Consider the following 20,886-nt stretch of genomic DNA (forward strand, 5'->3'; position numbering starts at 1 on the left):
CCACGTGAAACAACGCAGAACGACTCTCACGTCCACTACAGAGGAGGCTCGAGACCGGTGACTCCCCCGCCGTCCGACCCTGCGAGCGCCGGCCAGGAACTCGGCTGGACGCCCATCGCCGAAGAAGCCGTCCGCGCCGCCAGCGTGCTGCACCCCAAGGAGGGTGCGCTCCCCCGGCCGAACCGCCGGCGGGTGCTGACGGTCGCCAACCAGAAGGGCGGCGTCGGCAAGACGACGAGCACGGTGAACCTCGCCGCCGCCCTGGCCGTGCACGGACTCAAGACGCTCGTGATCGACCTCGACCCTCAGGGCAACGCGAGCACCGCGCTCGATATCGACCACCGCTCCGGCACGCCGTCGATCTACGAGGTACTGATCGGCGAGGTGTCGCTCGCCGAGGCGGCGGCCCAGAGCGAGCAGTCGCCCAACCTCTATTGCGTGCCCGCGACCATCGACCTTGCCGGCGCCGAGATCGAACTCGTCTCCATGGCCTCACGCGAGATGCGGCTCAAGGAGGCGCTGTCGTCCGAGATCCTCGACGAGATCGGCGTCGACTACGTCTTCATCGACTGCCCGCCGTCGCTCGGCCTGCTGACCGTCAACGCGATGGTCGCCGCGCAGGAGGTGCTGATCCCGATCCAGTGCGAGTACTACGCGCTCGAAGGTCTGGGTCAGCTGCTGAGCAACATCGAGCTCGTCCAGGCGCACCTGAACCGTGAACTCAGCGTTTCCACGATCCTGCTCACCATGTACGACGGCCGGACGAAGCTGGCCGATCAGGTGACGAACGAGGTCCGGAACCACTTCGGGGACACTGTTCTCAAGACGGTGATCCCGCGCAGCGTGAAGGTCTCCGAAGCCCCCGGATACGGGCAGACGGTCCTCGCGTACGACCCGGGTTCCCGGGGTGCGATGAGCTACGTGGACGCGGCCAAGGAGATCGCGCAACGTGGGGTGGAGATGAAGGAAAGGAGCGGTACGGCATGAGCGAGCGCAGAGGGGGGCTCGGGCGCGGGCTCGCCGCCCTGATCCCCACCGGCCCGCCTCCGGGTTCGGCGACCCCTGCAGAGAACGGCTCCCCTGTCCCGTCCGCGCCCGCGAGCAAGCCCGCCGGGCCGGACGACAAGGGCTGGTTCGCGGCCAACGGCGCGGCCGGTTCGCACGGCGGAACGGTCGCCGGCGCGGTCTACCGCGAGGTGCCGGTCAGCCAGATCAAGCCGAACCCGAAGCAGCCGCGGCAGGTCTTCGACGAGGACGCGCTCAACGAGCTGGAGCACTCGATCCGCGAGTTCGGGCTCATGCAGCCCATCGTGGTCCGGGAGCTCGGCTCCGACGAGTACGAACTCGTCATGGGCGAGCGGCGCCTGCGTGCCTCCCAGCTGGCGGAGCTGGAGGCGATCCCGGCGATCGTCCGCCAGACCGCCGACGAGGCGATGCTGCGCGACGCGCTGCTCGAGAACATCCACCGCGTTCAGCTCAACCCGCTTGAAGAGGCGGCAGCTTATCAGCAGCTGCTCGACGAGTTCGCGGTCACGCACGAGGAGCTGGCGAGCCGGATCGGGCGCAGCCGTCCGGTCATCACCAACACGATCCGCTTGCTCAAACTCCCCCTCGCGGTCCAGCGGCGGGTCGCGGCCGGGGTGCTTTCGGCGGGTCATGCGCGGGCACTCCTCTCCCTCGAAGACGCCGACAGTCAGGAAGAGCTGGCCGCCCGGATCGTCGCGGAAGGCATGTCGGTCCGCGCGACCGAGGAAGCCGTCACGCTCAAGAAGAGCGAAAAACCGGCCAAGCCGAAGCCCGCTCCCCGCAAGCCGATCCAGGCTCCCGGTCTCCAGGAGTTGGCGAACCGGCTTTCGGACCGGTTCGACACGCGCGTGAAGGTCGACTTGGGCCGCCGCAAGGGGCGGATCACGCTCGAATTCGGCTCCGTCGACGATCTTGAACGCATCGTGGCGCTGATGGACCAAAATCAGGCAAATCAGACACGTGAAACCGATTAGGGATCACCCCGGGCCGTTTTGTCACGGTGACGATAGCTGGGTGTCGACAAGGGAATAACGCTGAGTACTTGAACTGGGGGCAAGTATGAAGGGGTTGTTCGGCGGTCGAAATCCGCGCGCGGTGATCTTCGACTGCGACGGATTGCTCATGGACACCGAGCCGTGTTGGTCCGTCGCCGAGACCGAGCTGTTCGCGCGGCGAGGTTTGCCCTTCGGGCCGGACGAGAAGGCATCGATGATCGGCAAGTCGCTCACGGCCGCCGCCGACGCGATGGCGGCGGCGTTCGGCGAACCCGAGGGCAGCGCCGAGATCGCGGCCGAGTTGCTGAGGTTGGTGACCGAAGTCGTCACCGCGAAAGCGGAGGCGATGCCCGGCGCGCGAGAGTTGGTCGAACTGACCGCCGCCGCCGTCCCGGTCGCCGTCGCGAGCAACTCGCCCCGGGCGCTTCTCGAAGCCGCACTCAGGCGCGGTGGACTTTCGGCGATGTTTCCCGTGAAACTGGCCGCCGACGAGGTGGCCGCGCCGAAGCCGGATCCGGAGATGTACTTGACCGCTTGCGCGCTGCTTGACGTCGAGCCCGTCGACGCGTTGGCGTTCGAGGATTCGATGACCGGTCTCCGGTCGGTGCGAGCGGCCGGGGTGACCGTCATCGGGGTCCCCACACTGAAGCGGGAGGACTTCCCCGCCGATGTCGTGATCGGCTCCCTGCGCGACGACGAGCTGCTGGCCTGGATCCGCGGCTGGCCTCGGCGGTGACCGGTCTCCCCTTCGTCCGCTTCCAGAGCCCGGCCCGCGATGAGCGGGGAAACTTCACCGGCGTCTTCGGTCTCGTCAACGGGCTGGCCCGAGCCGGACGCCTGACTGCCGAGCAGGAAGCCTTCCGTCGGGCGAACAACGACTGATACGACGCGAATATCATCAACCCGGCACATACCGATCCGAGCGTCTACGACTCGGAGGTCAATCCCGGGGCCGCAGCGTGGTTCAAGACCACCGCTCGTGTCTTCATCGAGCGGGTCGACGGCTACCTGGCGATTCTGGAGGCGCACGAGATCCCGTGCGAGACCGTCCGGTCGGCGAATCCGGGACGGATCGTCTACGAAGACGAGTACCAGGTAGTCGTCGTCCAGAACTGAAAGACTCAGCTCTTGCGGGAAATCGCCCGTCCCACGAGGTCGGCGAAGACCGAGCCGAGGGTGGCACCGGAGGCCTCGATCGCCACCGGGACGATCGACGTCTCGGTCAGGCCCGGGGACAGGTTCACCGCGAGGAAGTAGACCGTGCCGTCTTCGGCGACCACGGCGTCGGTGCGGGAGATGTCGCGAAGCCCGAGTTGCCGGTGCACGGCGACGGCCAGCTCGCTGACCGCCTTGGCGGCGTCGTCGGGGATCCGCGCGGGGGTGAAGAAATCGGTCAGCCCGGCGGTGTAGCGGGCGGTGTAGTCGTACACGCCGCTCTCCGGCACGATCTCGACCGCGGGCAGGGCCTCGGGGCCCTCCGCGCCTTCGATGACCGTCACGGCCACCTCAACGCCGGATACGAACTTCTCGGCGAGAACGGTGTCTCCGTAAGCGAAGCAGCCGACCATCGCGCCGGGCATTTCAGCGGCGTCCTTGACGACCTGGGCGCCCAGCGCCGAACCGCCCTGGTCCGGCTTGAGGATCATGGGCAGGCCCAGCGTCTCGACCATCGAGTCGAGCACGGCCTGCGCGCCGAGTTCGCGGAAGGTGCTGTGCGGCAGCACGACCCAGTCCGGCGTGGTGAAACCCGCGTCGGCGACGAGTGCCTTGGCCGTCGGCTTGTCCCACGCGCGGCGGCAGCCCCGCGAACTGGTGCCGACGTAAGGCACATCGAGCATCTCCAGCACCGTCTGCACCGCGCCGTTCTCCCCCTCACCACCGTGAAGGGCGACGATGGCCGCGTCAGGCCGCTGGGTGCGCAGGCGTTCGAGCAGGCCCGCGTCGGTGTCCCACTCCTCGACGATGAGACCTTCCGCCCGCAACGCGACCGAGAGCCGGCGTCCGGAGCGGAGAGAGACATCGCGTTCGTGGGAAAGTCCGCCTGCGAGTACGGCAACGGTGCGGTCGACCACCGAGACTCCTTTGTGCTTGGGGACGTACGGCCGATCAGACCGTGTCCGGAGAGGGGTTCTGCGGCCCCGAGATCGAGCGTGGGCTCGCGTTACCGAAGGTACGCGCGAGGTCCATTTCGGACTCGAGCACAGCGGCGAGCCGCCGGACACCTTCGCGGATCCGCTCGGGCGTCGGGTAGCAGTAGGAAAGTCGAAGCTGTCTGCTGCCGAAACCGTCGGCGTAGAAACCGGTCCCGGAGGCGTACGCGACGCGGGCCGTGACGGCCCGCGGCAGCATCGCCTTCGTGTCCACGCCCTCGGGGACGGTCATCCAGACGTAGAAACCGCCATCGGGTTTGGTCCAGCTGCAACCGGCGGGCATGTGCTGATCGAGCGCGGACAGGATCGCGTCCCGTCGCTCCCGGTAGTTTTCGCGGAAGGTCTTGATCTGCCCCATCCAGTCGTGCGTCGAGAGGTATCGCGACACGATCAACTGGTTAAGCGTCGGCGGACAAAGCGTCGCGGACTCGGCCGCGAGCACGAGTTTCTCCCGGATGGCATGCGGCGCGAGCACCCAGCCGACCCGCAGGCCGGAAGCGAACGTCTTCGAGAAAGAGCCCAGGTAGACGACGTTGTCGGGGTCGATCGAGCGGAGCGCGGGGTACGTCTGACCGCCGAAGCCGAGCAGTCCGTACGGGTTGTCCTCGACGATGAGGATGTCGTTCTCCCGGCAGATCTCCACGATCTCCGCGCGCCGCTCGACGGCCAGCGTGACGCCGCCGGGGTTGTGGAAGTTGGGGATCGTGTAGAGGAACTTGACCCGGCGGCCCGCTTTCCGCGTCTCCGCGAGCGCGGCACGGAGCCCCTCGGGGACCAGGCCGTGGTCGTCCATCGCGACATGGACGACGTCCGCCTGGTACGCGGCGAACGAACCCAGCGCGCCGACGTACGACGGGCCCTCGGCGATGATGACGTCACCCGGATCGCAGAACAGCCGGGTGACCATGTCGAGCCCCATCTGGGAGCCGACCGTCACGACGACGTCGTCCGGGTGGGCCTTGATGCCCTCGAGGGCCATGATTTCGCAGATCTGCTCACGCAGCGACGGGATGCCGTGCGCGGAGCCGTACTGGAGCGCGACCAGGCCGTCTTGGGCGATGAGTTCGCCGACCTGCGCGGACAGCGTGTCCAACGGGAGCGCGGCGAGGTTCGGCATCCCGCCGGCGAGCGACACCACTTCGGGGCGACTGGCCACCGCGAACAAGGCCCTGATCTCGGAAGCAGTCATCCCGGCCGTACGAGCGGCGTAGCGGTCGAGATGAGGGTCGAGGTTGTGTCGGCCGGGCTCCGGCCGGACAGGGCGGTTCTCGGTCATCAGGCGCTTCACCCGGCTTCGAAGTGGACATAGTCGCTACCGACTGGTAGTTCCATCGAGTGTAACCACCCTCCCTTGAGGGGCCCTGGCCTTTCGGTGTTCATCACATCGGCCTATCCTCGGTCTGGACCCCTTCAGTGAGCCCTGCTCGGGACAAGGCTGCGTCGGGTGTTCCTCATTCAGGGAGGTTTGTCTGTGTCGCGTCGCGTCGTGGGCGTAACCCTGGACAACCTCGAGCACCTGCCCAAGAGCTGCCGCCGCTGCGTGTACTGGGAGCTGGCGCCGCATCTGAAGGCGCAGGCCGAGGAATACGGCGCGACAGAGGTCGAAAAGGAAGCCTGGGTCTCCAGCGTGCTGTTGGAGTGGGGTTCCTGCGGCCGGATCGTCTACAGCGACACCCTGCCCGTCGGTTTCGTGCTCTACGCGCCACCGAACGCCGTGCCGCGCTCGCTGGCTTTCCCGACTTCGCCTCCCGGGCCCGACGCGGTCCTGCTGACCGCCTTCCAGGTGCTTCCCGAATTCCAGGGCGGCGGGCTCGGCCGGATGCTGGTGCAGGCCGTCGCGAAGGACCTCACCAAACGCGGGGTTCGCGCGATCGAGGCCTTCGGGGACGCCAAGCCCGACGAGACCGATCCGGACGGCGGGCACAGTTGTGTCCTGCCCGCCGCGTTCCTGCAGAGCGTCGGGTTCAAGACCGTGCGGCCGCATCCGCGGTGGCCGCGGCTGCGGCTGGAACTGCGGTCGGCGATCTCGTGGAAGGAAGACGTGGAGGCGGCCCTCGAACGGCTGCTCGGCCAGGTCACCATCACGACGGCCGAGCCGAGCATGGGCCGCGCCTGACCTTCTTCGCCCCGCTTTAGCAGAGTTCCAGAGCGCGCGCAGCAGCCATCCCCCTGCCTGGGGACAGCTGTGGGTAACCCGTCGAGTTATCCACAGATCGCTGCTAGGAGCGGTGGAAAATCTGTGGATGGGTAGGCTGGACTTGGGGACGCCCCCCGGGAAGGGTGGGGGCTGCGCGCCGGGTGGAGCTAGGGGTGGCGTACTCGGGGGACGGGGCACACAACCGGTTGTGCCGAGGGCGTCGGCAGAGGGATGTGCGCCCGCGTGCGGGTGTGGAGGACTGGCTACTCCGCTTTGGCGAGTTCGTGGGCCAGGACGTCCGCGAAGGTGAACGTACCGGTCGGCTGGTCGCCTTCGCCGAGGAGGTACAGGCGCTTCACGGCGACCAGGATGCCTTCGGCGACGACGTCGCGGAAAGCCGGGTCCGCCAGTTTGCGGCTGTCCTCGGGGTTGGTCAGGTAGCCGATCTCGATCCGCACCGCGGGGCAGCGGGTGCGGGTGAAGATCTCCCAGGTCTTGTAGTGCGTGCGACAGTCGAGCATGCCGGTGCGGGCGGCCAGCTCACGCTGGATGAAGCCCGCCAGCAGCTCACCGACGGTCGACGTGGTGCCGTTGCCGGTGCCGAAGTGGAAGCTCGCGACCCCCTGCGCCTTGGGCGAGGGGTTCTTGTCGTTGTGCAGCGAGAGGAACAGGTCGGCGCCCGCCTCGTTCGCGAACTTCGCCCGCTCACCCTCGGTCGGGCTCTGGTTCGGGCCGCGCGAGATCAGCGCCTCCATGCCCGTTGCCTGCATCCGGCCTTCGAGCCGCCGCGCCAGGTCCCAGGCGATGTCCGCTTCACGCAGGCCGCCCGCGACGACCCCGAAGTCGTCGCCGCCGTGGCCAGGGTCGATCACGATGCGCTTGCCGCGCAGCCGGGGGCCCGCCTGCCGCACCTGCTCCTGCTCGCGCAGGAAAACGGGGCGGCCGCCGCGGGCACGCGGCGAAGAGAGCCGGTGCAGCTCACGGATGGTGGCCGGGCCGCACATACCGTCGGCGACCAGGCGCATGTCGCGCTGGAAGGTCTTGAGCGCACGCTCGGTCTGGGGACCGAAGTGGCCGTCCGGGCGGCCGGCGTCGAAACCGAGCTCGGTCAGCCGCTCTTGGAGCGCGAAGACGTCGTCACCCTGCATGGGGGCGGAGAACATGTAGGTCAGCGGCCGGCTGCCGAGGTGGAAGCCGGCGCCGCGAAGCGCCTGATAGGTGGCCGGACCCACCAGACCGTCGGTGATGAGCCCACGGCGCTGCTGGAACGCCCGCACGGCATGTTCCATCGCCGTGTCGAAGACCTCGTACTCCCCGGATTCGGTCACCGGCGGGAGCAGCTCCATCGCCGCCAGCGTGGACCTGATCTCGGCGACGTCCGGTCCGGCGTCACCGCGGCGGAGTACCCGCATGCACTCCTCGCTCTTCCCTTGGGGCACCGATCGAGCTCGATGCACGACTATGAAAACCCTGCGGGGCGAACCCCGGTGCTCTATTGTGCCCTGTGAACTCTCGGTGAGCGCGGAGGCCCGGTCGGTGCGTCAAGTCACCGTTCGTGGAGCTCGTCCAGGCGTTCCCGTAACGGAGAGATCTACCCGTTCCTCGTGACGACGAAACCCGGAGCCTGGGCAGGCCCCGGGTTTCGGCAGGTGAAACGCGAGATCAGAGGACGTCGGCGAGGTCCGACAGCAGCGCGGCCTTCGGCTTGGCGCCGACGATCTGCTTCACCGGCTTGCCACCCTGGAACAGGATCAGCGTCGGGATCGACATCACCTGGTAGTCACGCGCAGTGTTCGGGTTGGCGTCGATGTCGAGCTTGGCGACGGTCAGCTTCTCGCCGTTCTCCGCCGCGATCTCCTCGAGCACCGGGGCGACCATCTTGCACGGACCGCACCAGGTCGCCCAGAAGTCGACCAGGACGGGCTTCTCGCTCGTCAGCACGTCGTCGACGAAGCTCTTGTCGGTCACCGTCACGGTGTTGGCCATGGTGTCTCCTTCTGGGTGGTGAAACTCCGGTGTGGGAAAAGTCAGTTGGTGGTGGCGCCGTAGCCGCCACCGACCAGCTCAGGGGTCTCCTGGGCGGCCTCGACACCGGCGTGCTCCGCCAGCCATCGTTCCGCGTCGATCGCCGCGGCGCAGCCCGAGCCCGCGGCGGTGATCGCCTGCCGGTACGTGCGGTCGACCAGGTCGCCCGCGGCGAAAACGCCGGGAAGGTTCGTGTACGAGGTGCGGCCCTTGGTGAGCACGTAGCCGTCCTCGTCGAGGTCCACCTGGCCGCGCACCAGTTCGCTGCGCGGGTCGTGACCGATCGCGACGAAGAAGCCGGTCACGTCCAGCTTGGACTCCTCGCCGGTCACCGTGTCCTTGAGCTTCAGGCCCTCGACCTTGCCGTCACCTTCGACCTCGGTGATCTGCTTGTTGAGCGCCCACTTGATCTTCTCGTTCTCGCGGGCACGCTCCAGCATGATCTTGGAGGCGCGGAACTCCTCGCGGCGGTGGACGATCGTCACGGACTTGGCGAACTTCGTCAGGAAGGTCGCCTCCTCCATCGCCGAGTCGCCGCCGCCGGCGACCACGATGTCGTGGTCGCGGAAGAAGAAACCGTCGCAGGTGGCACAGGCCGAAACACCGCGGCCGAGCAGCTCCTGCTCGCCGGGCACGTTCAGATAGCGGGCCGCGGCGCCCATCGAGAGCACGACCGCGCGGGCCGCGTAGCGCTGGCCGTTCGCGACGACGTACTTGACGTCACCGGTCAGCTCGACGGACTCGACGTCTTCCTGGCGCAGGTCGGCGCCGAAACGCTTGGCCTGCTCGCGCATCTCTTCCATGAGGTCGGGACCCTGGATGCCTTCGCGGAAGCCGGGGAAGTTCTCGACCTCCGTCGTCGTCATCAGCGCACCGCCGAACTGAGTGCCCTCGAACACCAGCGGTTCGAGCTGCGCCCGTGCCGCGTAGACAGCGGCGGTGTATCCCGCAGGACCCGATCCCACAATGATCAGGTTCCTGATCTCCTCGGCAGCCACCCGTGACCTCCGCTCGTAGTGACCTGTTCACCAGGCTCAACACGATCGTAAGGGCCGGTGTTCCCGGGGTGACCGGCGCTACTTCCCCACCCTGGCGACGGGCGGTAGCAAAGGTCCCTGGTTGCGCGCCGTCCGCGCCGTGCCGGACGGGCAGACCGGGCTCTACGACAGCGTGGCCTCCTTCCCTACTCTCAAGGTAGGGAAGGAGGCCTTCACGGACTTTGGGTCAGTAGGTGATCGCGACCGCGGGGTCGGCCAGCAGAGCACCGACGTCGGCCAGGAACTCCGAGCCCTGCTGCCCGTCGACCACGCGGTGGTCGAAGCTCAGCGAAAGCTGGAGCACCTTGCGCACCTTGATCTCGCCGTCGACCACCCACGGGGTGTCCTTGATCGCGCCGAGGCACAGGATCGCGGACTCGCCGGGGTTGATGATCGGCGTACCGGTGTCGACGCCGAAGACGCCGACGTTGGTGATGGTGATCGTGCCGCCGAGCATGGCCGCCGGGGTGGTCTTGCCCTCGCGGGCGACGTCGGTCAGCTCGGTGAGTGCGATCGCGAGTTCCTTGAGGGACATCGAATCCGCGTCGCGGACCTTGGGCACGACGAGCCCGCGCGGGGTGGCCGCGGCGATCCCGAGGTGCACGTAGTCCTTGTAGACGATCTCCTGCGCGGCCTCGTCCCACACCGCGTTGACGTCCGGAGTGCGCTTGGCCGCCAGGCAGACGGCCTTCGCCGCGAAGGTCAGCGGGGTGACCTTGACCCCGGCGAACTCGCGCGACTTCTTGAGCTTCTCCCGGAATTCCATCATCGGCGTGACGTCGATGGTCAGGAACTCCGTGACATGCGGGGCGGTGTAGGCGCTCTGCACCATCGCGGCGGCGGTGGCCTTGCGAACGCCCTTGATCGGCACCCGGCGTTCCCGCGTCGCGGGGTCGTAGCCACTGTCCACACTGGACACAGCGGTGGCCGGTGCGGCGGAACCGTTGGCGGCCGCCCGCACATCGTCACGGGTGATGACGCCGCCCTCGGCGGAGCCGGTGAGCGCGTGCAGGTCGACGCCGAGGTCCTTGGCGAGCTTGCGCACCGGCGGTTTCGCCAGCGGCACGTATCCGCCCTTCGGTTTCGAAGGGGCGGCAGGCTCGGGCGCCACAGCCACCGGGGCGGCGGCCGGAGCGGCCGGAGCCGCGCCCTTACGCGCACGCCGCTGCGTGACGACGGCCTTGGAGCCGTAGCCGACCAGCGGCTTCATCTCCTCTTCCGCCGGCTCCTCCGCCACGGGCGCGGCGATGGTTGCCGGAGCCGCCTTGCCGTCCGGGTCGACGTCGATGGTGAGGATCGGCGCGCCGACCTCCACCGTCTGGCCCGGTTCGACGAGCAGTTCGGTGATCACGCCCGCCCACGGGATGGGCAGTTCGACGGCGGCCTTCGCGGTCTCGACCTCGACGACGATCTGGTTCACCGTGACCTTGTCACCCGGCTTGACCTGCCAGGCGATGATGTCGGCCTCGGTCAGCCCTTCGGCCGTGTCGGCAAGGGGGAATTGTTTGTACTCGGGCATTTCAGGAACTTCCCCCTTACCAGGCGAGTGAACGGTCGACGGTGTGCAGCACCCGGTCCAGGTCGGGGAGGTAGTGCTCCTCGAGCTTGGCAGGCGGGTACGGCGTGTCGAATCCGGTCACCCGCAGCACGGGGGCTTCCAGCGAGTAGAAGCATTCCTGCTGCACGCGCGCGGCGATCTCCGAGGTCAGCGACGATTCCGACGGCGCCTCGCTCAGCGCGATGAGCCGCCCGGTCTTGCGCACCGACTCGAACACCGGCTCCAGGTCGAGCGGGGACAGCGTCCGCAGGTCGATGACCTCGAGCGATTTGCCCTCGTCCTCGGCGGCGGCCGCCGCGTCGAGCGCGACCTTCACCGACGGGCCGTACGCGACGACGGTGGCCGTGGTGCCCTCGCGGACGACGCGGGACTTGAACAGCTCGTCCGGGGTGGCCTCCGTGTCGACCTCGGACTTCATCGCGCCCGAGTGGTACAGCTTCTTCGGCTCGAAGAACAGGATCGGGTCGTCGGACTTGATCGCCTGCTGGATGCCCCAGTAGGCGTCGACGGCGTTCGAAACCGACACGACCTTCAGGCCGGGTATGTGCGCGAACAGCGACTCCGGCGACTCCGAGTGGTGCTCGACCGCGCCGATGCCACCACCGAACGGCACCCGGATCACGATGGGCATCTTGATCTTGCCCTGCGTCCGGTAGTGCAGCTTCGCGACCTGGCTGGAGATCTGGTCGAAGCCCGGGAAGATGAAGCCTTCGAACTGGATCTCGCACACCGGGCGGAAACCGCGGACGGCGAGGCCGACCGCGGTGCCGATAATGCCCGATTCGGCCAGCGGCGTGTCCAGGACGCGCTGCTCGCCGAAGTCCTTCTGCAGGCCGTCGGTGATGCGGAAGACGCCGCCGAGCTTGCCGACGTCTTCACCCATGATCAGGACCTTCGGGTCCTCTTCCATGGCGCGCCGCAGGCCGAGGTTGATCGCCTTGCCGATGGTGAGTTTCTGGAGGTCGGCCATTTCAGTGCTCACCCGCCCCGACGAAACCGTCCAAGTAGGACAAGTACTCTTCGCGCTGCGCGTCCAGCATCGGCGTGGACTCCGCGTACACGTTGGAGAAGATCCGGTCCGGTGGTGGCTCGGGCATGTTGAAGCAGTAGTCGCGCAGCTCGGCCGCGAACGCGTCCGAATCGGCCTGCACCTGGTCGAAGAACGCCTGGTCGGCGCCGCCACCGCGGGCGAGGTACGCCCGGACGCGCTCGATCGGGTCCTTCAGCTTCCACTCCTCCAGCTCGTCGGAGAGCCGGTAGCGGGTGGGGTCGTCGGTGGTGGTGTGCGCGTCCATCCGGTAGGTGAACGCCTCGATCAGTACCGGGCCGTTGCCGTGGCGGCACTCCTCCAGCGCCCAGCGGGAGACCGCGAGGCAGGCGAGGACGTCGTTGCCGTCCACGCGGATGCCGGGGAAGCCGTAGCCGCGGGCGCGCTGGTACAGCGGCAGGCGCGACTGGCGTTCGGTGGGCTCCGAGATCGCCCACTGGTTGTTCTGGCAGAAGAACACGAGCGGCGCGTCGTAGACGGCTGCCCAGACGAAGCCTTCGTGCACGTCGCCCTGCGAAGTCGCTCCGTCACCGAAGTAACAGATGGTCGCTTCGCTGTCGTCGTCGCCGACCTTGCCTTCGAACTTCTGGCCCATCGCGTAACCGGCGGCGTTGAGCACCTGGTTGCCGATCACGATGGTGTACGGGTGGAAGCCGTGGGCCTTGTAGTCCCAGCCGCTGTGGTCGGTGCAGCGGAAGATGCCGAGCACCTCTTTGAGGTCGACGCCGCGGGTGTACGCGACACCGTGCTCGCGGTAGCTGGGGAACGCCATGTCCCCCTTCCGCAGCGCGCGGCCGGAGCCGATCTGCGCGGCCTCCTGCCCGAGCAGCGGCACCCAGATGCCGAGCTGGCCCTGGCGCTGCATCGCGTTGGCCTCGCGGTCCGCGCGGCGGACCAGGACCATGTCGCGGTACAGGCCCTTGAGGGCTTCGGCGTCGATGTCGTCGACGTAGCGGTCGAATCGCGGCGAAGAGATCCGTTCGCCTTCGGGGGTGAGCAGCTGAGTCAGCTCAGCGCCACCTTCGCTCGTTGCTCGCAAACCGGCGATCACCTGTTCGGGGGAAGGCTGCGCCGCTACGGCGGCGGGACCATCTCCAGGCTCCGGGTGCGTCCAGTGTTCGGACGGCATGCGCTGCTCTCCTTGATGTCGGCGCCTCTGGCGGCCACTTGTGGCGGCCACAGTGACTGCGCCGGCGGGGACCAGCGCGTCGGATCTGAAGCGCTGGGTCACCGTCGGCGTTGACGGTTCGTGCGGACATCCTGGCATGCCGGACGCGGTTTTGGTCAGTGGCGGATGCTGATTTGTTGCTGAGAAAGGGTGCCTGATCAGGGAAAATGCTAGGAAGCCCGAGTGTGGGGCCGCCGAAAGTAGGGAATTCACCCGCGGGCCGACCAGCGGACGACTCGTCCGGACGGGTGTCCTGTCCGGCTTGGCCGATGACGATCCGTGCCCGCCGCTGTGATCCATCACACCCTCCGCGACCCGTGGCAGGATGGCGGACGTGGAGCAGAAATCCGTACGCGAAACCGTGGTTTCGAACTGGACGAACGACGTCCTTCCCAGCCTGTCCGGCCTGGTGGCGATCCCCGCCTTGTCGCCGGCGTTCGACTCCGAGTGGGCGAAGACCGGCCATCTGGCCGCCGCCGTCGAGCATGTCCGTTCCTGGATCGCCGCACGGGAGATCCCCGGCGCGACGCTCGAGGTCGTGGAGCTCGAAGGCCGCAGCCCGTTGCTGGTCGTCGACATCCCGGCGACGTCCGAAGCGGCCGAAAAGGGCACCGTGCTCATGTACGGGCACCTCGACAAGCAGCCGCCGGTCGGTGGCTGGTCCGAGGGGCTCGACCCGTGGACGCCGGTGATCCGCGACGGGCGGCTGTACGGCCGTGGCGCGGTCGACGACGGCTACTCCGGCTACGCGGCGACGACGGCGATCGAGGCCGTGCGCGCCGCCGGTGGCGAGCACTCCCGCGCGGTCGTGCTGCTGGAGACCGGTGAGGAATCCGGCAGCCCGGACCTGCCCGCCTACGTCGAGCACCTGAAGGAGAAGCTCGGCGCGGTCTCGCTGGTCGTCTGCCTCGACGCCGGCGGCACCGACTACAAGCGCCTGTGGCTGACCACCAGCCTGCGCGGCATGCTGCACGTCAACGTGACCGTGAAGGTGCTCGAGTCCGCGCAGCACTCCGGCATGGCCAGCGGCATCGTGGCGAGCTCGTTCCGCGTCCTGCGTGTCCTGCTCGACCGCATCGAGAACGCCGAGACCGGTGAGATCAAGCTCGCCGAGCTGAGCGTCGACATCCCGGAGAACCGCGTCGAGGACGCCCGCGGTGTCGTCGAGATCGCGCCCGGTGCGGCGAAGACGCTCTTCCCTGTGGTCGGCCGGACGGTGTCCGACGACGATCTGGAGCTGCTGCTCAACAACTCGTGGCGGCCGACGCTTTCGGTGATCGGCGCGGAGGGCTTCCCGCTCCCGGCCGACGCGGGCAACGTGCTGCGCGACAGCACCACGCTCACCCTGAGCTTCCGCCTGCCGCCGACCGCCGACGCGCAGGCCGCGATGGAGGCGGTCCGCCGCGTGCTCACCACCGACGTGCCGTACGACGCTTCGGTGGAGCTCGGCGATTTCCAGGCGGAGAACGGCTGGAACGCTCCGGACACGGCGCCGTGGCTCGACGAGGTGCTGCACCACGTCAGCGGCGAGGTCTTCGGCGAGCCTCACAAGAGCTTCGGCATGGGTGGGTCGATCCCGTTCATGGGGCTGCTCGGCGAGAAGTACCCGGACGCGCAGTTCGTGGTCACCGGCGCCTGCGGGCCGGACTCGAACATCCACGTGCCGGACGAGTGGCTGAACATCGATTTCGCGCAGCGGGTCACCGAGGCGGTCGCGCACATCCTGGACGCGCACGCGCGGAGCTGATCTCCCGGCTCACGCTGCAATGAAGGACTCCTTCACCGCAAAATTTGCGATGAAGGAGTCCTTCATCGCACGCTCGGGAGGATCATGTTCGAAGGCTTCGAGCTCGAAAACGTCGACACCGGCGAAGTGACCTTCAGGGTCCGCCACGGCGGGTCGGGGCCGCCGCTCGTCCTCCTGCACGGACATCCCCGCACGCACACCACCTGGCACGACGTCGCGCCCCGGCTCGCGGACGCGTTCACCGTCGTCTGCCCGGACCTCCCCGGCTACGGCCAGTCCTCGAAACCCGAGACCACCGAAGACCACTCGGCGCACTCGAAACGCGCCATGGCCAGGCACATCGTCGCGCTCATGCGGCATCTCGGCCACGAACAGTTCGCCGTCGCCGGCCACGATCGCGGCAGCTACGTGGCGCACCGGCTGGCCATGGACCATCCCGAAGCGGTCACCAAGCTGGTCATCCTCGACGGTGTCCCGATCGGTGAGGCGCTCGCCCGCGCCGACGCGGACTTCGCGCGGAAATGGTGGCATTGGTTCTTCTTCGGCCAGCTCGCGAAACCCGCCGAGCGCGTGATCAACGCCGACCCGGACGCCTGGTACGGCGGAGATCCCGAGGCGATGGGCGCGGAGAACCACGCCGACTTCCTGCGCGCGGTCCACGATCCCGAGACGGTCCACGCGATGCTGGAGGACTACCGCGCCGGCCTCGGCCCCGACCGCGAAGCCGACGACGCCGACAAGGCGGCCGGGCGGAAACTCGCCTGCCCGATGCTCATGCTGTGGTCCAGCCGCGACGACATGGCCGAGCTGTACGGCGACCCGATCGCGGTGTGGCGCGAATGGGCCGACGACGTCCGCGGCTTCGCCGTCGAGTCCGGGCACCACATGGCCGAGGACAACCCGGCCGACCTCGCGGCGGCGCTGCGGGAATTCCTCGGCTGACCCGCCGGCCAGGCCGGTACTTTCGCGTGACTGGGTGGACGACACGCGTGATCAGGCGGACGACAGTTGTGATCAGATGGACGACACACTCGCGGCGGAGTCCCCGCCTCGTGTCGTCCGTCCAATCACGCGTGTCGTCCCTTCGGTCACGCCAAACCGCTCGGCCTCCTAGGCGAACTTGTTCAGCGCGGCGGCGAGTTCCGTCAGCTGCGGCGTGAAGCGCTGGTACGAGAACGGCGTCTCGTTGTTCCACGGGATCAGCTTCCCGGCCTTCACCGCGGGCAGCTGCGCCCAGGTCGGCACGCCGCCGAGCCCATCCGGGCCGAGGGAGAGCGAACCGCCGCGGTTGTCGTACATGATCACGTCGGCGGTGTACTTGCCGATGTTCTCCCAGCTGATCTGCTGGTAGTAGCCGCCCTGGCTCTCGTCCGGCGCCTCCGGCGTGACGAAGTTCAGCCCCTTGCTCTGGTAGTGCTTCGAGGTCGCGAACTTCGACGCGTTCGAGACGTAGACGGCGTCCTTCTGCGCGGACACGAGGAGGATCTTCAGCCCGGCGGCCTTCTTCGCCGCTTCGGCGAGCGCGGCGTCGGCCTTCTCGTACTCCTCCTTCGCGGCCTTGATCGCCGGAGTCCCGGTGTCGGCGCCGAGCGCCTTCGCGAGCGCGATGAACTTCGCGATCCCTTCGGGCATCGAGATGTCCTGCAGCCGGACGCCGACGCTCGGCGCGGCCTTGTCGATCTTCTCCGTCTGCGTGTCCGGGACGTACCACATCTGGTCCTTGAGGTACATCACGCTGACCAGCAGCTGCGGATTCAACGAGACGAACTTGTCGAAGTTGAACTCGTTCCACACGTTCCCGAGCGAGGTCACCGCGTTCAGGTCGACGCCGCCCGCCTGCGGGTCCGGCTTGCCGTCGGCGAACTTCGACGGGCCGAAGATCCCGACCGACTTCACGCCGAGGTCCCACAGCGCCGCCGCCGCGGTCACCTGCGCGACGATCCGCGTCGGCCGTTCGCCTTCCAGCTTGCGGCCGCGATCGTCGGTGAAGGACCAGGTCGCGCCCGCTCCCTGTGTGGGCGTCTCTTCCTGATAGCCGCAGGCGGTCAGGAGGCCGGTGGCGCCGAGCGCCGCGGTGCCGGCGAGAAAGCCGCGTCGGGAGAGGTGCATGGAGATCTTCTTTCGCCGTCGTACCGGATTTCGTCGTTAGGCTAGCCTTCCCTTATCGTGAGGGCCATGGTCCAGGTCACGGAGCGCGTCAGATCACCCAGGGCCGGCGTTTCCGTGCGAACGCTGGTCCTGGTGGGGTCGCTCGTAGCGCTCGCCGCGGTCATCCTGCTGTCGATCGGCTTCGGCTCGAACCGCCTTTCCCTCGGCGAAGTCCTGCATGCCCTCTTCGCCTACGACGGGAGCTACAACGACGTCGTCGTCCGCGACGATCGCCTGCCCCGCACGGTGCTCGGCGTCCTGGTCGGGATGGCGCTCGCGCTGGCGGGCTCGCTCATGCAGGCGATCACCCGCAACCCGGTCGCGGAACCCGGTCTGCTCGGCATCAACCACGGCGCCGCGGTCGCGATCGTGCTCGGCTCGACGCTGTTCTCGGTGACTTCGCCGGGCGAGTACGTCTGGTTCGCCTTCGCCGGGGCGCTCGCGGGCACCGCGCTGGTCTCGGTGATCGGCGGGACACGTGGTGCGACCAGCCCGCTGAGGCTGGTGCTGGCCGGTGTCGCCATCCAGGCGGTGTTCGTCGGGATCAACCAGGGCATGCAGATGGTCAACACGCACAACCTGCAGGCCATGCGGTTCTGGCTGGTCGGCTCGCTGGTGAACCGGAGCCTGGATCAGCTGTCGGTCTTGCTGCCGTTCTTCGTCGCGGGGGTCGTGATCGCGATCGTGCTGGCCCGCGCGCTGAACGCGCTGGCGCTGGGTGAGGACACGGCCTGCGGTCTCGGCGCGAATCCGGCCCTCGTCCGCGTCGCCGGGATGGTCGCCGTCGGCCTGCTTTCGGCGTCGGCGACCGCGGCCTGCGGGCCGATCGCCTTCGTCGGCCTGATGATCCCGCACGTCGTCCGGACGCTGATCGGCCAGGACGAGCGCTGGGTGATGCTGATTTCGGCGTTGCTCGGGCCGGTGCTGCTGCTCGGCTGCGACGTCCTCGGCCGCCTGCTCGGCTCACCGGGCGAGATCCAGGTCGGCGTGATGACCGACGTCGTCGGCGGGATCGCGTTCGTGATCGTGGCCCGGCGCCTGAAGGCGGTGCGCCGATGACCGCGCTCGTCCGTCGCGAGTCCGGTTTGGACAGACGATCGGTCCTCGTCGTCGCCGCGCTGGCCCTGGTGACGCTGACGCTCGTCGTGCTTTCGGTCGGCACGGGCGACTACGAGATGAGCCCCGGCGAAGTGCTCGCCACCCTGGCCGGTCAAGGGACGAAGGCGCAGTATCTGGTGGTCATGGGACGGCTTCCGCGCGTGCTGGTCGCGATCCTCGTCGGAGCCGCGCTGGCGCTGGCCGGGGCGGTCTTCCAGACGATCACCCGGAATCCACTCGGCAGCCCGGACATCATCGGCTTCACCACCGGTTCGGCGACCGGCGGCATCGTGACCCTGCTGCTCATCGGCTCCGGCCCTGGCCTCGTCTCGCTCGGGGCCCTGGCAGGCGGCCTGCTGACCGCGCTGGTCGTGATGACGTTGTGCGCACCGCACGGCCTGCTGAGTTCGCGGCTGGTGCTGCTCGGGATCGCGATCAGCGCGGTGCTGGTCGGCGTGAACTCGTATCTGCTGGTGAAGGCGAACCTCGAAGCCGCATCGCAGGCCGTCGGCTGGCTGGTCGGCGACCTTTCCGGCCGCGACTGGAGCTTCTTCGTGCCGCTGGCCGTCGCGGTGGCGGTGCTCGCCCCGGTCGTATTCGTCAACGGCCGCGCGCTGCGCATGCTGGAGATGGGCGACGACACCGCCACCGGTATCGGCGTCGACGTCCATCGGGTGCGGCTGACCTTGGTGCTGGTCGCGGTCGCGCTGGTCGCCGCCGCCACCGCGGCGACCGGGCCGCTCCCGTTCATCGCGCTCGCGGCGCCCCAGCTGGCGCGCCGGATGACGCGCCTGCCGGGACCCAACCTGCTCGCGTCGGCGTTCGTCGGGGCGACGCTGGTCGTCGCGGCGGACTACCTCGGCCAGCGTCTGCTGGAGTCTTCGCTGTTACCCGCGGGCGTCGTCGCGGCGGCTCTCGGCGGCGCGTATCTGCTCTGGCTGCTGCTGCGGCGCAGGGCTTAGGTCAGCCGGGTCAGCTGCACCGAGACGTCCAAAGTGGACTGTCCGCCGCCGGTGAAGATGCCCTTGAGCGGCGGCACGTCGGCGTAGTCGCGGCCGTACGCGACCCAGACATGCCGCGGCCCGACCGGGATCGCGTTCGTCGGGTCGTAGGCCCACCAGCCGCCGGTCCAGACGTCGACCCAGGCGTGGCTTTCGCCTTCGACCGTCTCGCCGAGCTTCGCCTCCGGTTTCGTGTGCAGGTAGCCGGAGACGTACCGCGCCGGGACGCCGATCGCGCGCAGCATCACCAGCGTGACATGCGCGAAGTCCTGGCAGACCCCTTCGCGCGCACGCCACGCGTCGGTCGCCGTGCTGTGCACGCCGGTCGTCCCCGGCTGGTACTTGAGCTGCTGGTTTACCCATTCGCACACCGCGAGCACGGCCTCCGCCGGGTCGAGCCCCTTGCGCAGTTCGCGCGCGACCTTCGACAGCTCCGGATCGCGCGGCGTGTACGGCGTCGGCGTCAGGTACTCGGTGCGGTGGTCGACGACGGTGTCGCTCCGAAGGTCCTTCCACGTCGCCGAGCGAACCGGCTCGCCTTCGTCGGCCGTCTCGACCACCGACGTCGCGAGCACGGTGAACTCGGTGTGCGGCGCGTGAAGGTCGAACGAGGTCACGACGGTGCCCCAGTAGTCCGTGTACCGGTAGGCGCGGGTCGCCGGCGTCGTCTCGACCCGGTTCACGACCGTGGTCTGCCGCCGGTCGGAGCGCGGGGTCAGCCGCGCCTCGTTGTACGACTGCGTGGCCGGCGTCGCGTACCGGTACCCGGTCCGGTGGGCCACCCGAAGCTGCCAGGTCACAGCGAAACCTCCGCACCGCTCCAGGCCACCCAAGGCGACGAATGGAAGTACTGCACCGAAACCGCGTCGCCGATGTCCTTGATCGAGGTCTGCAGGGCACCGAGCCGTTTCGGCAGATCCTCCAGCAGATCCGACGGCCGCAGGAACTCCAGCTCGCTGCGCGCGCGGCCGAGCTGCCGCAGCGCCTCGGACTTCTCGTTGGCCCGCGAGTTGACGCCGGGGTCGAGCCGCTCCAGGCATTCCTCGGCTTGGCGCAACGCGTGGAAGACCGAACGCGGGAAGAGCGTGTCCCGCAACAGGAATTGCACGACCCGGGCGGCGTCGAGCGCGCCGCGATAGGTCCGCAGGTACGTGTCCTGCGCGCCCGCCGAACGGAGCACGGTGATCCAGCCGGGTGACGACGCGCTGTCCTGCACCCGCGAAAGCAGCAGCCGCACCACCATGTCCGCGCGTTCGACCGAGCGGCCGAGCACCATGAACAGCCAGCCGTCGTCGCGGCTCATCGTCGAATCGGCGAGTCCGGCGAACATCGCCGCGCGTTCCTCCACGAAGGAGAGGAACGCGTGCGGCCCGGCGCGGCGCGCGTACCGCTGCCGGTCCGGCACCGCGTTCCACGTCGCGTTCAGGCATTCCCACAGCTCGGTCGAGACGACCTCGCGGGCGCCGCGCGTGTTCTCGCGGGCGGAGTTGATCGAGCCGACGATCGACGCCGGATTGTCCTTGGCGTAGGCGACCAGTTCGGTCAGCTTCCACACGTCCAGGGTGTCCATGCCCTCGGGCGAGATGCCGAGGACGGCGAGCAGCTGGCGGCTCGCGTGGTCCGGGTCGACGCTCGCGTCTTCGAGCAGCTGATGCACGGAGACGTTGAGGATCCGGGAGGTGTCATCGGCGCGTTCGACGTACCGGCCGATCCAGTACAGCGATTCCGCGTTGCGGGCGAGCACATCA

The 20,886-nt window shown here is 68.5% G+C and carries 19 protein-coding genes; 8 read left to right on the plus strand and 11 right to left on the minus strand.

The genetic code is table 11. The annotated features are described in order from the left end of the window. The first annotated feature begins 57 nt into the window (after positions 1-57). The 3 genes from LCL61_RS07110 (at position 58) to LCL61_RS07120 (ending at position 2,757) form a co-directional block, all read left to right on the plus strand. Complete coding sequence (locus tag LCL61_RS07110; protein ID WP_016338354.1) at positions 58-987, plus strand: ParA family protein; 930 nt, start codon at positions 58-60, stop codon at positions 985-987. Next, positions 984-2,000 (plus strand): ParB/RepB/Spo0J family partition protein, encoded by a 1,017-nt coding sequence (locus LCL61_RS07115; protein WP_340686105.1) that lies wholly within the window; start codon positions 984-986, stop codon positions 1,998-2,000. Before LCL61_RS07110 ends, LCL61_RS07115 begins: the two co-directional genes overlap by 4 nt. Before the next feature lie 148 nt (positions 2,001-2,148). Continuing rightward, positions 2,149-2,757, plus strand: a complete 609-nt coding sequence (locus tag LCL61_RS07120) for an HAD family phosphatase (RefSeq protein WP_340686106.1) — start codon at positions 2,149-2,151, stop codon at positions 2,755-2,757. Between the two features lie 385 nt (positions 2,758-3,142). Here the strand turns inward: LCL61_RS07120 and LCL61_RS07125 are convergent, their stop codons facing one another. After that, positions 3,143-4,093, minus strand: a complete 951-nt coding sequence (locus LCL61_RS07125; RefSeq protein WP_340686107.1) for a D-alanine--D-alanine ligase — start codon at positions 4,091-4,093, stop codon at positions 3,143-3,145. Between the two features lie 34 nt (positions 4,094-4,127). Beyond that, positions 4,128-5,447 (minus strand): PLP-dependent aminotransferase family protein, encoded by a 1,320-nt coding sequence (locus LCL61_RS07130; protein ID WP_340686108.1) that lies wholly within the window; start codon positions 5,445-5,447, stop codon positions 4,128-4,130. A 195-nt stretch (positions 5,448-5,642) separates the two neighbouring features. Here LCL61_RS07130 and LCL61_RS07135 point away from each other — a divergent pair, with 195 nt between their 5' ends. Continuing rightward, on the plus strand, positions 5,643-6,287 hold the full coding sequence (locus LCL61_RS07135; RefSeq protein ID WP_340686109.1) for a GNAT family N-acetyltransferase: 645 nt from the start codon (positions 5,643-5,645) through the stop codon (positions 6,285-6,287). Between the two features lie 284 nt (positions 6,288-6,571). Here the strand turns inward: LCL61_RS07135 and LCL61_RS07140 are convergent, their stop codons facing one another. The 6 genes from LCL61_RS07140 to pdhA all read right to left on the minus strand — a co-directional run bounded on the left by LCL61_RS07140 (position 6,572) and on the right by pdhA (position 13,105). Further along, entirely contained in the window at positions 6,572-7,720 is a 1,149-nt protein-coding gene (locus tag LCL61_RS07140; RefSeq protein WP_340686110.1) for an N-acetylmuramoyl-L-alanine amidase, read from the minus strand. 250 nt (positions 7,721-7,970) lie between these two features. Beyond that, positions 7,971-8,294 (minus strand): thioredoxin, encoded by a 324-nt coding sequence (gene trxA, locus LCL61_RS07145; protein ID WP_034321876.1) that lies wholly within the window; start codon positions 8,292-8,294, stop codon positions 7,971-7,973. Positions 8,295-8,335: 41 nt separating this feature from the next. Then, on the minus strand, positions 8,336-9,331 hold the full coding sequence (trxB, locus tag LCL61_RS07150; RefSeq protein ID WP_340686111.1) for a thioredoxin-disulfide reductase: 996 nt from the start codon (positions 9,329-9,331) through the stop codon (positions 8,336-8,338). A gap of 226 nt (positions 9,332-9,557) precedes the next feature. After that, positions 9,558-10,889, minus strand: a complete 1,332-nt coding sequence (locus LCL61_RS07155; RefSeq protein WP_340686112.1) for a dihydrolipoamide acetyltransferase family protein — start codon at positions 10,887-10,889, stop codon at positions 9,558-9,560. A gap of 16 nt (positions 10,890-10,905) precedes the next feature. Continuing rightward, positions 10,906-11,898 (minus strand): alpha-ketoacid dehydrogenase subunit beta, encoded by a 993-nt coding sequence (locus LCL61_RS07160; RefSeq protein ID WP_340688517.1) that lies wholly within the window; start codon positions 11,896-11,898, stop codon positions 10,906-10,908. Position 11,899: 1 nt separating this feature from the next. Next, positions 11,900-13,105, minus strand: coding sequence for a pyruvate dehydrogenase (acetyl-transferring) E1 component subunit alpha (gene pdhA / locus LCL61_RS07165; protein ID WP_340686113.1), 1,206 nt, complete (start codon positions 13,103-13,105; stop codon positions 11,900-11,902). A gap of 373 nt (positions 13,106-13,478) precedes the next feature. Here pdhA and LCL61_RS07170 point away from each other — a divergent pair, with 373 nt between their 5' ends. Next, a complete protein-coding gene (locus LCL61_RS07170) occupies positions 13,479-14,891 on the plus strand; it encodes a M20/M25/M40 family metallo-hydrolase (protein WP_340686114.1) in 1,413 nt (470 codons plus the stop codon). 84 nt (positions 14,892-14,975) lie between these two features. Continuing rightward, entirely contained in the window at positions 14,976-15,833 is an 858-nt protein-coding gene (locus LCL61_RS07175; protein ID WP_340686115.1) for an alpha/beta hydrolase, read from the plus strand. Positions 15,834-16,001: 168 nt separating this feature from the next. Here the strand turns inward: LCL61_RS07175 and LCL61_RS07180 are convergent, their stop codons facing one another. After that, positions 16,002-17,000 (minus strand): ABC transporter substrate-binding protein, encoded by a 999-nt coding sequence (locus LCL61_RS07180; protein ID WP_340686116.1) that lies wholly within the window; start codon positions 16,998-17,000, stop codon positions 16,002-16,004. 132 nt (positions 17,001-17,132) lie between these two features. Between LCL61_RS07180 and LCL61_RS07185 the strand changes: the two genes are divergently transcribed. Then, positions 17,133-18,098, plus strand: a complete 966-nt coding sequence (locus LCL61_RS07185; protein WP_340686117.1) for an iron ABC transporter permease — start codon at positions 17,133-17,135, stop codon at positions 18,096-18,098. Continuing rightward, positions 18,095-19,099, plus strand: coding sequence for a FecCD family ABC transporter permease (locus tag LCL61_RS07190; RefSeq protein ID WP_340686118.1), 1,005 nt, complete (start codon positions 18,095-18,097; stop codon positions 19,097-19,099). The genes LCL61_RS07185 and LCL61_RS07190 overlap by 4 nt, the downstream gene beginning before the upstream one ends. Here the strand turns inward: LCL61_RS07190 and LCL61_RS07195 are convergent. Then, positions 19,096-19,938, minus strand: a complete 843-nt coding sequence (locus tag LCL61_RS07195) for a transglutaminase family protein (protein WP_340686119.1) — start codon at positions 19,936-19,938, stop codon at positions 19,096-19,098. The two genes, LCL61_RS07190 and LCL61_RS07195, sit on opposite strands and share 4 nt — an antisense overlap. Continuing rightward, the gene (locus LCL61_RS07200; RefSeq protein ID WP_016338202.1) at positions 19,935-20,882 is read right to left on the minus strand and encodes an alpha-E domain-containing protein; all 948 of its coding nucleotides are present in this window, start codon (positions 20,880-20,882) and stop codon (positions 19,935-19,937) included. Before LCL61_RS07200 ends, LCL61_RS07195 begins: the two co-directional genes overlap by 4 nt. Positions 20,883-20,886 lie beyond the last annotated feature (4 nt).

Source organism: Amycolatopsis coloradensis (genome assembly GCF_037997115.1).
GTDB classification, from domain to species: Bacteria; Actinomycetota; Actinomycetes; order Mycobacteriales; family Pseudonocardiaceae; genus Amycolatopsis; species Amycolatopsis coloradensis_A.

Bases quoted from the DNA above. Each gene is read 5' to 3' on its own strand.
- LCL61_RS07115 (WP_340686105.1), top strand. From the start codon at position 984: ATGAGCGAGCGCAGAGGGGGGCTCGGGCGCGGGCTCGCCGCCCTGATC.
- LCL61_RS07120 (WP_340686106.1), top strand. From the start codon at position 2,149: ATGGACACCGAGCCGTGTTGGTCCGTCGCCGAGACCGAGCTGTTCGCG.
- LCL61_RS07130 (WP_340686108.1), bottom strand. From the start codon at position 5,447: ATGACCGAGAACCGCCCTGTCCGGCCGGAGCCCGGCCGACACAACCTC.
- LCL61_RS07140 (WP_340686110.1), bottom strand. From the start codon at position 7,720: ATGCGGGTACTCCGCCGCGGTGACGCCGGACCGGACGTCGCCGAGATC.
- trxA (WP_034321876.1), bottom strand. From the start codon at position 8,294: ATGGCCAACACCGTGACGGTGACCGACAAGAGCTTCGTCGACGACGTG.
- LCL61_RS07155 (WP_340686112.1), bottom strand. From the start codon at position 10,889: ATGCCCGAGTACAAACAATTCCCCCTTGCCGACACGGCCGAAGGGCTG.
- LCL61_RS07160 (WP_340688517.1), bottom strand. From the start codon at position 11,898: ATGGCCGACCTCCAGAAACTCACCATCGGCAAGGCGATCAACCTCGGC.
- pdhA (WP_340686113.1), bottom strand. From the start codon at position 13,105: ATGCCGTCCGAACACTGGACGCACCCGGAGCCTGGAGATGGTCCCGCC.
- LCL61_RS07175 (WP_340686115.1), top strand. From the start codon at position 14,976: ATGTTCGAAGGCTTCGAGCTCGAAAACGTCGACACCGGCGAAGTGACC.
- LCL61_RS07180 (WP_340686116.1), bottom strand. From the start codon at position 17,000: ATGCACCTCTCCCGACGCGGCTTTCTCGCCGGCACCGCGGCGCTCGGC.
- LCL61_RS07190 (WP_340686118.1), top strand. From the start codon at position 18,095: ATGACCGCGCTCGTCCGTCGCGAGTCCGGTTTGGACAGACGATCGGTC.